Origin of the sequence: Dyella sp. C9, assembly GCF_003332825.1 — a bacterium.
Taxonomy (GTDB): Bacteria; Pseudomonadota; Gammaproteobacteria; order Xanthomonadales; family Rhodanobacteraceae; genus Dyella.
On record NZ_QIRF01000008.1, the window covers coordinates 159550 to 172382 of the forward strand.

Below are 12833 nucleotides of genomic sequence, written 5' to 3' on the forward strand. Positions count from 1 at the left end.
TGGGGCTGCTCAAAGCGTGCGGGTGGTCACGAGCGCACTGACGGAGAAGTCGGCTAGCGCGTCCTTCTCTTCCTCGCCCTCATCCTCGCCTTCGCCTTCTTCGTCCTCATCTTCGCGGCCCGGGTTTTCCATGGTGTGGAACATGGGGCGAAGGCCGAGCAGCGAATAAAGTTCGTCGGCGCTTGTGCTGTGGGCAATGATCGCTGCGCCAAGGGCGGAATCGATCTGCGATTCCTCCAGCGCCTTCGTCAATTCCTCGGCTGAGGCGTGACGCAGCTGCGCGTCGGCACCCAGGCGTTCCAAAAACTCGATAACGCTCGACATGGCTTGTGTTCCCCTGATGGTCTTGAAAGAAAGACAGCATCCCCCCTGACGTGCCGTTCCCCTCTCCCCGGGGAGTACTGGGAGAAGGCGATCATAACCCCGTTTCTAAGGGCAGATGTGTACGCGACGCTGGGTCGGCTTCGGTTGTTCCGAGCGTTTGAACGGACCTGCTGCCCCACGCGCCCTGCACAGGACGGGTCGGCAGGGCCGCCCGGTGTGTCAGTTTGTTCGAGGCGGATGTCTCGCGGGTGACCGCAGTAGATTACGCGGGAATGGCGGGGTTCTGGCTGTCCAGGGCGGACAAACGGGCCTGCACCTCCAGATCGGCCAGAAGCGGACGCGATGGAGGTACCGCCAGGGTGTCCGCACCATTGAGGTCAGCCCCGGGCAGCTGGCTCAGTGGCATGCGCTCCATGCGCGGCGACTGGGTCGGTAGCGTGGCGGCCCGGTAGACGATGACTTCGTGGTCGAGCGGGTAGTCACGCGCCAGCACGTCCACCAGTACCTGGCGGTGAGCCGAACTGGTGGCGAAGCGATGGCCGGTCTGTTCACCCGCCAAGCCGACCTGCCACAGGATCAGCCAGGCACTAGGGTCCACGTTGCGCCGGTAAATCATGAACTGGGTAGCATCGAAATGCTGACTGCCCAAGCTGCCGGGGTCGATGCCCAGGTCGGCATACAGGCAATCCTCGGAGGAGATGCCCGGTTCCATGTGCGCCTGGTAACCCTCTTCGCGGGCTACCTTGATGGCGCGGTGAGGGGCCCAGGCGAACACACCGGGGTGGCCGTAGAACACCGCGCACACCCGCTTGCCGGCACGCACCTCGGTGAGCATGGCCTCCACCATCTCGCGGTAGGTCTGCATGCGGCGCTTGCCCTCCGCGTAGTAGGGCTGGAGGCTGCGCACGTCAGCGTTCATCTCCTTGAGCCACAGTTCCACGACGCCATCGGACACGGCGACGAACACCACGTCGGCGGTCTGGATATGGCTGCGTGCCAGCGCCGTGATGTGCGAGCCCAGCGTGATGCCGATGCCGACGCAGGCAAGGCTTCCCTTCGATGCGGTGGTGCCCAAGCGCGTGACTCCCCTGGAATGAGGGCGGGGACCGTATGTGGCTTCCCTGCCGAGCATCGCAGCATAAGCGCTGCACGATGCTGCTTGCCACCGTGCGATGCGCCGCCCGTCCAGGGGAGCGGGCGGCGCCGTGGTTCATTGCGCCAGCATCCAGCCGTCGTCGGTCTTCACAAAGCGCTGGCGCTGCACGCCTCCTACGCCCTGCACCTCGCATTCGTAGGCCTTGTCCACCGCCTTGCAGTCCAGCACCTTGATGGCGTCGATCTCCGTGCGGAACATGTCGGCGCCCTGGCTGCCGGCGATGGCGGCCATCTGTTTGCGCACCGCGGCCTTCACATCATCGGTGCTGGGGCCGGAGGAACAGGCCGCCAGGGTGGTGGCGGCAAGCGCCGCACATAGCAGTTTCTTCATAAGGGATGTCCTTGGGTCGAGAGGGGGCTGGGCGCTTGCGTGGCTCAGCACGGCGATTCGCTGGAGGCCGACATGTCCCAGCCGCCGCCGGTGGCACGGGGGCTGGCGAGTTTCAGCGCATCGCGGGTGGACTGGCACTTCACCTCGATCGGGCCGAGCGCCTTGCCGCCGATGGTGAGCAGGGGTTTGCCGGTCTTGCGATCCACCGCGGTGATCGCATCCACCCCGAACACCGCGGTGTCGTCGTTGGCCGGGCCCCAACTGGCCCCGAGCACGTGGCCCTCGTACTGGCTGAAGGTGTTGACGCTGTCGCCGTCGCGGCTGCGCTGGGCGGCCAGGGTGGCTTCGATCGCGCGGGCCTCCGCTTCGTCCCTGGGGTGGTAGATGAAGTCCTTGCCGGGTCCGCTGACGGGCACGCCGATGAAGCGGAAGCGCCAGGCACCTTCGTTATGCGGCGTGCCGGCATTGCGGAAGATGCCCACCGCGCTGCCTTCCTCGTTGCTGGCGAAGCTCACGCGGAAGCCGCCGAGCGCGGCATCGTAGGGATACACCTGCATCAATGTGTTGGTGCGCACCGCATAGTCCTGGCGCGCCTGCGCATCGGCATAGTCGTGCTCGAGTTCGGGCGTGAGCGTCTTCAGCATGTCGCTGCGTTTGAAACTGTCCGGCTCGTGGCGGTAGTCGGTGATGTAGTCGTAGGCCAGCTTGTCCAGCTGTTTGGGCGTACCCGACCAGAACGCCGCGCGAACCTGGGTCGACAGGCTGGTGTACTCGGCAGTGCTGTAAAGCGCGGGCGACAGGTCGATCAGCTGGTAGGCATCCAGTGCCTTGGCATCGCGCCGCTCCGGTGCGGTGGGCGCGTCACCCGAGGGTGCGGGCGTGGTGGCGGTGCTGGCCGTCGAGGCGGCATCGCTGGTGGTCTTGCCGCAGCCGGCGAGCAGGGCTGTGGCGAGCAGGCAGGGCAGGGCGAGGCGGTTGGGTTGCATGGTTTTCCTTTCGATTCCACGGGGCACGGGCAGCGCGGATGCACTGTCCCTGCTTGAGCAAACGGAATCGGCGGGCGGCTAGCGCCATGCCCGGGCAGCTGGCACCATGCCGCGCAAGGCCCGGGGTTCGGCCGTCCGTGCCAGGGCACGGGGGAGGGGATCTGGTCCGTCATTGTCCCTCGTGATGCCCCCCATGATCCCCACGCCACCGCTTGCCGCCTGTACTCCCGAGACGCTGTTCGAGGCGATCTACGACGACCTCAAGCAGATGGCCCACCAGCGCTTGCGCCGTGGCCATGCGTTGACCCTGCTGGACACCACCGCGCTGGTGCACGAGACCTGGTTTCGCCTGTCCGCCCGGTTGGGCCTGCTGCAGCAGGATCGCCAGCATTTCTTCGCCTACGCCGCGCAGGCGATGCGTTCGGTGGTGGTCGATGCCGTGCGCGAACGCGCAGCCCTGCGCCGGGGCGGCGATGCCGTGCACATGACCCTGGACACGCAGTTGCCGGCGACCGGCGGCGATGAGCAGGTCCTGCGGGTACATGAGGCGCTGCTGGACCTGGAGACGCTCGATCCACGCCTCGCCCGCGTGGTGGAGCTGCGCTATTTCGTGGGCCTGGACGAGGTCGAGGCGGCCGAGGCGATGGGTGTGTCACGCCGCACCCTGCAGCGTGACTGGAGCAAGGCGCGTGCGCTGCTGTGGGAGGCGTTGCAGTGAAGGTTCCATCCGGTGACGACTGGTCGGTACTGGAGCCCGCGCTCGACGCCCTGCTCGAGTTGGAGCCGGCGCAGCGCGGCGCGGCGATCGAGCAGTTGTCCGCCGAGCGCCCGGCGCTGGCGATGCGGCTGCGCGAACTGCTGGCGGCGGAGGCGCAGGCGGCGGCAGCAGGCTTCCTCGACACCTTGCCCACGCTGCATGCCATGGAGGGCGTGGCCGAATCGGTCCACCGTGCCGGCGGGAAGGTCGGGCCATGGCGCCTGTTGTCGCCGCTGGGCCGTGGCGGTATGGCCGAGGTGTGGCTGGCTCGCCGCGACGACGGCCAGCTCGATCGCGAGGTGGCGCTCAAGCTGCCCCTGCATGCCAGCGCCAGTGGCACTGCGACGGAACGCTATCCGCGTGAGCGTGACATCCTGGCGGCGCTCACGCACCCCAACATCGCACGCCTGTACGACGCCGGCGTGGATGAGCAGGGCCAGCCCTGGCTGGCGCTGGAGTACATCCATGGCGAGGATCTGCTCGCCTGGTGCGCGCGCCATCGGCTGGATGTCGCTGCGCGGCTGCAGCTGTTCCTGCAGGTATGCGACGCGGTGCAGTACGCGCATGGCCGGTTGGTGATCCATCGCGACCTCAAGCCAGCCAACGTGCTGGTGGACGGCCACGGCCAGGTTCGCCTGCTCGACTTCGGCGTCGCACGGCTGCTCGACGGCGACGATGCGCCGAGCCCGCTCACGTTGCAGGCCGGGCGGCCGCTGACGCTGGAATACGCGGCGCCCGAACAGGTCGAGGGCGACGTGCCCGGCATCGCCTCGGACATCTACGCGCTCGGCGTGCTGCTCTATCGCCTGCTGTGCGGTTGCAGCCCCTATGAAGTGCAGGGCCAGGGACGTCGCGCGCTGGAGCGCGCCATCCTGGCCCAGGAGCCCAGGCCCCCCTCGCAGCGTGGCGCTGACGCGAGCTTGCGTCGCCTGCTGCGCGGCGACCTGGACACCATCGCGGGCAAGTCGCTCGCCAAGGTGCCGGCGATGCGCTATGCCACGGTGGAGGCGCTGGCTGCCGACGTCCGCCGCCATCTGCATGGCGAGCCGGTGCTGGCGCGCGCGCCCAGCGTGGGGTATCGCCTGTCACGCTTCGTGCGGCGTCATCGCCTGGGCGTGGGCCTGGCCACGCTGGCCGTGATCGGCCTGCTGGCGACGACCGGCGTGGCCCTGCACCAGGCGGCGGTGGCCCGGCGCGAAGCGGCGCGCACGCAGGCGCTGTACCAGTTCGTGCTCGGCCTGTTCAATCCGGACAACAAGCCGATTCCCGATACCCGTTACCGCGACATGCCTGCACGCGAGCTGGTGGCACATGGCGCCGAGCGCGTCATCACCAGCCTGCCCGACCAACCGCAGGCGCGCTTCCAGCTGATGCACGACCTGGCCGCGCTGACCACCAGCCTCGGCCTGAGCGAGGCTGCCGGCAAGCTGCACGAGGCACGCCTGGCGCAGTCGGCGGTGCTGATGGGCACGCATAGTCCCGAATACGCCGACGCCTTGCTCGACCGGACCTCGGACCTGGAAGGGCGGGGTCGCTACCCCGATGCCTATCGCGATGCGCAACAGGCGCTGGCGATCTACCAGGCCACGGGTGAACGCGATCCCGACCGGCTGGCGCGGGCGCATTACCAGGTAGCGGCGTTCGGCATGCATTCGCATGCTGCCGGCGATCCGGACGACCTGGCTCACCTGCAGAAGGCGGCTGCGCTGTGGCGCGGCCGTTATGGCAAGAGCGAGTTCGGTTCGGTGATGGAGCGCCTCACCCAGTACTACCTGCTGGTGGACCGCAACGAAGACGCCTACCGCGCAGCGCGCGAGGGCCTTGAAAACAACCGGCAGCAGTTCGGCGAGCTGGACTGGAAGACCGCCGCCGCCGAAGAGCAGACCGGCCTGATGCTGGGCACCCTGCTGCGCCCGGCAGAAGCCGAGCCGCTCTTGCGCCACGCACTGGCCACCCAGCAGACCATCTGGGGGCCCGATCATTTCCTGGTGGCGCGCTCGCGCATGTACCTGGGCAATCTGTTGATGGCCTCGTCGCGTCACGACGAGGCCCGCAGCTTGCTGCGCCAGGCGCGTGATGCGATCCACGCGCCGCAGTGGCAGGGCAACAAGGTGGTGCTGGCCGCCTTCATCGACCAGGCCAACATCGATCTCGACGATCGCTACGGCGACCAGCCCGATGCGCTGGCTACCTGCGCACCCTATGTGCAGGCCCTGCCCGCACTGCAGGCGCCGATCCACCTGAAGCTGGCCCTGGCCTGTGCCCAGGTCGAGGCGGAGGCGGGGCGCATGGACGATGCCGTGCGCCTGCTCGACGACGCGAGCCATACCGTCGCGGCGAACTGGCCCAACGAGCCGGCGCGCATGGCGCCGCTATGGCGTCGTCGCGGTGAGTGGCAGGCCTTGCACGGCGATCGCGGCAACGCGCAGCGCGCCTTCGCGCAGGCCTTGCAGGTCGCCGACGCCGATGATCTCGATACCCTGAGCGCGTCCTGGCTGGGGCTGGCGCAGGTCAGTGCGCATCCGCTCGACGCCGCGCAGCGGCAGCGGATCATGCCACTGCTCGCGCGTGTGCAGTCGCCCTCGGCGCAGGGCTACTACACGTTGTATGCGGGGCGGCTGCAGCAGGCCCTGCAATGGCCCGGCGCCCGCTGAAGGCCCGCTATGCGAGCTGTGCACGCCGCGGCGCCGGGCCAGCCGGTGCCGTCGTGGCGATGGGGGCAAGAAAGGGGCGCACGGCTGCCAGGAACGCCTCGGCGTGTTCGCGGTGCAGGTGATGGCCGTCTCCGACGCGCTGGATGCTCGCCCGCGGCAAGGCATCGGCGAGTATCTGCTGGCGTGCGCTGACCGATCCGTCGGTGTCGCTGGCGAGCAGCAGGCAGGTTGCCTCGACGCGTTGCAGCGACTGCCACCATGAGGGCATGGGCTGCCTGAGTTCGCGCAGTACGCTGCGCGCCGCGTGCAGGTCGAACTGCCGCAGGCAGACCAATCGCAGCAGCCGGCCAGCGCCGACCAGTCGCAGCGAGCGGCGCCAACCGGTCGGGCCGCGGAGGGCCGCCACCGACGCCGCATCCGCCGCATCGCGTGGCGGTACCGGCGCCGCTTCCAGCACCAGCCGGTGCACGCGGGCCGGCGCCTGCGCCGCCAGTCGCAGCGCAAGCTGGCCACCCAGCGAATGGCCTATCACGCTGATGCATGGCAAGCGCCAGGCATCGAGCATGGCAGCGAGGTCCTGTACGAACTCGTCCAGCGCATAGCTGCGCGCTCGCTGGCTGCGCCCGTGGCCGCGCAGGTCCGGAACGATCACGCGGTGGCCATCCGCGGCAAGCGCCTGGGCGACCTCGCGCCAGCTGTCCGATCGGCTGGCGAGCGCATGGATCAGCAATACCGCTGGCCCATCGGCGGGCCCGGCGGTGCGATAACCCAGTCGGCGCCCGTCAACGTGCTGGAAGCGGATCGGCGAGAGCTGCAGGTCGGATGATGTCATGGTGATTCCATGGAGCCCGGCGATGCCGGTGGGCGCCGGCCCGCCCACGATGCCATGGCGTCGGGCCGGTATCGACGTATCCGGGCGATATCCCGGCTCAGGGCGGTGTCACCGCGACGGTCCCCGTCCACTGCTGCAGCTTGCCGCGCCAAAGGCGGCGACAGATGCGGGTATGGGTGCCGTCCGGATGATGGACGTGCTCTGTCCACGAATCGCCACGTGCGTCGACCTTGCAGCAGGTGAGGCCGAGCGGTGCCCCGGAAAGCACCGGCGCAAGACAGCGGAACGCACGGCGGATGTCCTGCAGGCTGCCGTCGCCGAAATGGAACACGAAGATCACGGGGCTGTGCTGGGGCGGGAACTGCGCGTCGTCCAGGAAACGGCGGTCGCAGGTGAACAAGGCCAGGCCGCACGCCAGTGCGTGCGCGGCGTGGGCTTCGGCGGCCTGACCCAGCAGCCTGGCCTCGCTGGCCGTCTGCACGCTGGCACCGACCGAGCGCAGCAGCTCGATGGCGCGTGGCGGGAAAAGCTCGTCGGTATAGAAAGTCACGCCGGCCCCTGCTGCCTGGTAGTCCAGTCCGGGCAAGCGATGCGTGTTGCGTGCCGCACATGAGGGCGGCAACTCTTCAGGATTTCGCCACATGGGACAGCTCGACTCCGTTCTTGCGCGCCGGGCCAGGCCCGCGCTGCGCCATCCTTGATGGACCCGCCTTCCCCTGATGCGCTTGGCGGCGGGCTTGTTCAATCAATGCCCGACGGCGTCTGCCGGCGGGGTCAGGCCATCGCTTGCTTTAGTCGGTTCGCTGCCGCCGGGAGCGATGGCGCGCGTGAAATCGATCGACCGCGTCCAGGCGGTCGTCGATGGCGTGTTGCCGGTAGCGGCACATGTTCGGCATGAACGGGCTCTTGGTTCGATGATCGCTTGCCTTGCCAGCCGTGGACGGTCACTCCGGGTGACCGCACGCAAGCCCCCCGCAAGGCAAAAAGCGGCGAAAACGACGTTGTCTGCTCTTCTACCGCCCGGTTCAGGTCCCGGGCAATACCGCCTTTGGTCCATAGACCCCGGGCCATGCCCTGGATGCCATCAGCGGATCGCCTGCGATTCGATGCCGATGCGTATCGCGTCGGCGGTGCTGGCCGCGCCCAGTCGGCGAAGCAGGCTGGCACGGTGCATCTTCACCGTCTTTTCCTCGATGCCGAGCAGGGCGGCAATCTGCTTGTTGCGGTGCCCGCGGACCATCTGTTCGAGCACCTGGCGCTGACGGGGCGTCAGCGACTGCACCTGCGCGGCCGCCCGCAGCGCCCTCGGGTTCGGCGGAATGCCCTGTTCGGCGGTCACGTCCATCTGCGAGCCGATGAAATAGTTGACGCGGCCATCCGCGCCAAGGATGGGCGCGATCATCACCGCGTTGAGGAAACTTGTGCCGTCCTTGCGGTAGTTGCGCAGCACGGTAAGCAGCGGTCGGCATTGCGCCACGGCATCACGTATGAGCTTGCGACGATCGGGCTCGGTGTCGGGACCGCTGAGGAAACGGCAGTTGCGGCCGATCACTTCGGCGTCGTCATAGCCGGTGAGTGCACGGAAAGCCGGGTTCGCGCAGACGATCGGGTTGTCGGGCAGTCGGGGATTGGTCACCAGGGTGGCAATCGGCGACAGCTGGATCGAGGAGAACAACGATCGCTCGAACTCCGGTTCATGCATGCGGGTCATCCTCTATCGCAGTGGATCTGGTGGGCGCGCATTCGAACAGAGTTCGTGCAAGAGACCAAGCCCGCCGCATGGCACGTCGTCACATATTGCGAATCATCCCGTCGTCACCAGTTAAAACGTACGCCCACGTTGCCGTTGAACGCGCGCACTCCCGCGCTGAATCCCTTCTGGTAGCTGAGCGTGGCATAGATCGAGGCGACCTTGCTGACCTGCGCGCTGAGTCCGGCACCCAGCTCCCACCAGGTGCCGGTGAGGTCGGACTGGAACGGTACGTTGCCGTCGTCGGAGGAGAACAGCGTCTGTGCATCGGAATTGAACTCGTGCCAGATGTTGGCCACCAGCCAGCCGGTGAGCAGGCGGGGCTGTCCACCCTGGTCCCAGCTCCAGGTGTTGGAGGCCCTGCCGCCCACGCGTGCCGTCAGCGAGTCGGTGTCGCGAAACTGTACGCGGGCCGCGGCATCGGAGGCGTTGTCCACATGCAGGTTCTGGTAGATCACCTGTGCCTGCGGCTCCAGTGACCAGCCGCCATCGAACTTGAATGGATAGCCACCTTCCAGCGAGGCCGCGGCGCCGAAGCCGTCGGTGGACAGGCTGTTCTGGTAGTTCGAAGTGGCCCTGGCGTTGTACCAGGTGCCTTGCAGTACGCCGTCCAGGTACCAGTCATTGGCGCCGAAGCGGGTCCAGTAGGCGCCGATCGTGTAACTGTCGAAACGATCGTTGCCGGCCGAGGTCTGGTCGAAGTTGGTGACGCCGCCATGGCCATGCCCGACTGCGGCCATGACGCCGGCAAAGTCGCGCAGGCCACCGTCCTGCTCGGCGCGGTACAGGTCCATGCCGCCTTGCAGCGCAATCATGTTGTCGTCGAACGAGGGGCCGTCGCGATAGATGCCGCCGCTGCGGGCATCCCATTCGCCGTCCTGCCCGAGCACGCGCGCCCACGCTGCCGTCGGGCCCCATTCGTCGCCCGAGACGAGGCCGTGCAGCTGTTCCTCTTCGCCCACGCGCTCGTGCAGGGTGCCGATCAGGGTGATGCCGTAGTTGAGCATCATCGAGGGCAGGGCGGTGTACAGCGAGACTTCGGGTCGGTAATCGGGCACTACTTCGGGCGGGGTGGGCGTGCCGGGTGGCGTCACCGGTGGCGTCACCGGTGGTGTGACGGGCGTGACCGGCGGCGTCACCGGCGGATTGGGGTTCTCCGTGCGCAGATACCAGGACTCCGGCGAGGAGTTGTCACGCGAGCCCTGGTAGAGCGTGTACAGGTACGGACCGGCCTCGACCTGGTTGCCGAGGGCGAACGCGTTTGCCGCGGTGGTGGCGCCATTCAAGGCCTGCACCACCAGGATGCCGTTGCCCGGTGTAGTGCCACCCAGGCCACCGACATTGGTCACGTTGATGACGGTGCCGCCGGTAGCGCTGCCACCGTTGATCACCAGCAGGTCGGAAGGCGAGCCGTCGCCATTGAGTACGGTGTTGATCGCCATGCGGCCGTTCTGGCCCACGTAGTTGCCTACCACCAGCCGGTTGCCCACGCCCTGGCCGGCGATCTGCAGGAGGCCGGCATTGGTGAGCGTGCCGCCGATGGTGAAGCTGCCCGTGGCGCCGCCCGCGAACGCCGGGACAGCATTGGCCACGGCGATCGTTCCGTTGTTGTCCACCGATCCTGCCGTGCTGCCGTAGCCGCCGAACGTTGCGCCGCTGGCCACGATCACCTCGCCGCCGCCGCTCAGCGACGCTGTGGTATGGGCTGCATCGCCGATGGCCAGCGTGCCAGCGTCGACGCTGGTGATGCCGGTATAGGTGTTCACCGCATCAAGGACGGTGGTGCCGCTGCCGCTCTGCGTCACCGCCCCGGAAGGATCGGGCGTCGTGTCGGTCCAGTCGCTGATGATGCCGTAGAAGGTGACCGTGTCCGAGCGGTTGAACACCAGCAGGCTGCCGTCCTGCACATTGCCCACGATGCTTCCGCTGGTGCCGCCACTGCCCAGTTGCAGCGTGCCTGCGCTGATCACGGTGCCGCCGCTGTAGCTGCTGTTGCCGGTGAGGGTCAGTGTGCCGGCGCCGGTCTTGGTCAGCTCACCGCTGCCGGTGATGCCCTGGGCAATGGTGCCGGCGTAGCCGTTGGTGTCGATGGTGCCACCCGCGGCGTCCAGCGTGACGGCGCGCGTGGCTGCCAGATTGAACGAGGCGCCCAGTTGCAGCGTGCCGCCGTCGAAGGTGAGCGTTCCCGATGGATCGCCCAGGCTGGCATCTGCACTGACGTTGAGCACGCCGGCAAACAGCGTCCAAGGTGTCACTGCCGTGGTGCTTCCGGTCAGCGTCCAGGTGCTGCTGCCGGTCTTGTGGAACGCGGAGAAGCCTTCGTACTGCGCCGTGGGACCAATCAGCGAGGCGTCGAAACTGCTGTCGGCCGTACCGCCAAGTATCAGCGTATTGGTGCCCTGGTTGCCGTCCACCGTGCCATTGATGGGGGAGCCTGCATGCAGCTCCAGCGAGTTGGTGCCGCCAGTGAACTGGATCGCGTTGCTGCGGGTGACGCCATCGGCCGACAGTCCGCCGGTGATGATGCCGCTGTTGATGATGGCGATGCCGTCGCCGCTCATGCCCATGCCCCCCGCGCCGTTGGCGCCCTGCCCACCGCCATCGCCGGCGGTGCCGCCGCTGCCACCGTTGCCGCCGGTCACCGCACCGGTATTGGTCACCGTGCCACCGCTGGTGACCTCTACGCCCACGCCACCGGCGCCACCGGCGGCACCGCCGCCGCCGCCGCCACGGTTGCCGGAGCCGCCGTTGACAGTGCCGTCGTTGGTCATGTTGCCGCCCTGGGTAATCAGCACGCCGCTGCCGCCTGCGCCGCCTGCGCCACCGACGCCGGTGCCGTTGCTGCCGCCACCGGTACCGCCACCGCCGCCGACGATGGTGGCGCCGGCGGTGTTGGTGACATCGCCATTGCCGGCGATCAGCACGCCGTTACCGCCTGCGCTGCCGGCGCCGCCTGCGCCGTTGGTCACGTTGGCGTTGGCGCCCGCGCCGCCGGTGCCTGCGCTGACCTGGCCTTCGTTCTGCACGATGCCGCCGTTGGCCAGCGATATGCCGTTGCCACCGACGCCGCCCTGGCCGCCGCCGCCCACGCTGTTGTCGCCGCCGTGGCCGCCCGCGATGATGCCGGAGCTGGTATTGGTGACCGCGCCCCCACCCTCCAGCGACACGCCATCACCACCGCCACCCGCATTGCCGGCCACGCCGCCGCCGGTGGTGTTGCCGCCACCGCCGCTGCGGTTGCCATTGCCACCGGTGATGGTGCCCTGATTGGTGACCGTGCCGCCGGCCGTGAGCAGTACGCCATCGCCACCGGCACCGCCGTTCGCGCCCACGCCACCGGTGATGTTGTTGGTACCGCTGCTGCTCTGTGCGCTGCCGCCGCCACCGGTGCCGCCATTGCCGCCAGTGAGGGTGGCGCCGCGCAGGTTGACCACGTTGCCGCGGCCCACCACCCACACGCCGATGCCGCCATTGCCGCCGAGGCCGCCGCTTCCGCTGATGGCTTCACCCGCGCCTTGCGCATAGCCGCCGTTCTCGCCATTGCCACCGGTACCGCCCGTGATGGCGCCAGAGTTGTTGATCATGCTGCCGCCGGTGAGGAATACGCCGCTGCCGCCCTCGCCGGCGGCGCCACCGGTGCCGCCCACGGCCACCACGCGGGCGCTGCCGCTGCTGCTGGTGGAGCCGGCGCCACCACCGTTGGCGCCGTTGCCGCCGATGATGCTGGCATGGAGCGCGTTGGTAATGATGCCGCCGCTGACCGCCAGTACGCCGCTGCCGCCCGAACCGCCGCCGCCGCCTTCGCCGGCCACCACGTAGCTGCCGTCGCCCGTGCTGTTGCCCGGGCTGCCGCCGCCGCCACCGTTGCCGCCGTTGCCGCCCGTGAGGGTGCCGCTGTTGCTCAGCGTGGCCGAAACGCTGGTCAGCAGCACACCGCCACCGCCGTCACCGCCGCCGCCGCCATTGCCGCCGCCACCGGTGCCATTGCTGCCGGAGCCACCGCCACCGACGCCGTTGCCGCCGCAGGCGCCCGTCATGCTGCCT

Annotated in this window: 10 protein-coding genes; 2 read left to right on the forward strand and 8 right to left on the reverse strand. The window is 68.5% G+C overall.

Annotated features, from left to right (window positions below; all coding sequences use genetic code 11):
- Positions 1 to 9: 9 nt before the first annotated feature.
- The 4 genes from DVU99_RS11845 to DVU99_RS11860 form a co-directional block, all read right to left on the reverse strand.
- Positions 10 to 324: a hypothetical protein gene (locus DVU99_RS11845; RefSeq protein WP_114240411.1), complete on the reverse strand. Its 315-nt coding sequence runs from the start codon at positions 322 to 324 to the stop codon at positions 10 to 12.
- Between the two features lie 262 nt (positions 325 to 586).
- Positions 587 to 1399, reverse strand: coding sequence for an SAM-dependent methyltransferase (locus DVU99_RS11850; protein ID WP_232823576.1), 813 nt, complete (start codon positions 1397 to 1399; stop codon positions 587 to 589).
- Positions 1400 to 1534: 135 nt separating this feature from the next.
- A complete protein-coding gene (locus tag DVU99_RS11855) occupies positions 1535 to 1810 on the reverse strand; it encodes a hypothetical protein (RefSeq protein WP_114240413.1) in 276 nt (91 codons plus the stop codon).
- A 44-nt stretch (positions 1811 to 1854) separates the two neighbouring features.
- On the reverse strand, positions 1855 to 2796 hold the full coding sequence (locus DVU99_RS11860) for a hypothetical protein (protein WP_114240414.1): 942 nt from the start codon (positions 2794 to 2796) through the stop codon (positions 1855 to 1857).
- A 193-nt stretch (positions 2797 to 2989) separates the two neighbouring features.
- Between DVU99_RS11860 and DVU99_RS11865 the strand changes: the two genes are divergently transcribed.
- On the forward strand, positions 2990 to 3514 hold the full coding sequence (locus DVU99_RS11865; RefSeq protein WP_157971423.1) for an ECF-type sigma factor: 525 nt from the start codon (positions 2990 to 2992) through the stop codon (positions 3512 to 3514).
- A complete protein-coding gene (locus DVU99_RS11870) occupies positions 3511 to 6207 on the forward strand; it encodes a serine/threonine-protein kinase (RefSeq protein ID WP_114240416.1) in 2697 nt (898 codons plus the stop codon). The genes DVU99_RS11865 and DVU99_RS11870 overlap by 4 nt, the downstream gene beginning before the upstream one ends.
- 7 nt (positions 6208 to 6214) lie before the next feature.
- Here the strand turns inward: DVU99_RS11870 and DVU99_RS11875 are convergent, their stop codons facing one another.
- From DVU99_RS11875 to DVU99_RS20285, 4 genes are all read right to left on the reverse strand, one after another.
- Positions 6215 to 7039 (reverse strand): alpha/beta fold hydrolase, encoded by an 825-nt coding sequence (locus DVU99_RS11875; RefSeq protein WP_114240417.1) that lies wholly within the window; start codon positions 7037 to 7039, stop codon positions 6215 to 6217.
- 97 nt (positions 7040 to 7136) lie between these two features.
- Complete coding sequence (locus DVU99_RS11880) at positions 7137 to 7589, reverse strand: DUF5615 family PIN-like protein (protein WP_114240418.1); 453 nt, start codon at positions 7587 to 7589, stop codon at positions 7137 to 7139.
- A 534-nt stretch (positions 7590 to 8123) separates the two neighbouring features.
- Positions 8124 to 8741, reverse strand: coding sequence for a LuxR C-terminal-related transcriptional regulator (locus DVU99_RS11885; RefSeq protein ID WP_198670288.1), 618 nt, complete (start codon positions 8739 to 8741; stop codon positions 8124 to 8126).
- Between the two features lie 113 nt (positions 8742 to 8854).
- On the reverse strand, positions 8855 to 12833 hold a 3979-nt coding region (locus DVU99_RS20285; protein ID WP_198670289.1), incomplete at its 5' end, for an autotransporter outer membrane beta-barrel domain-containing protein.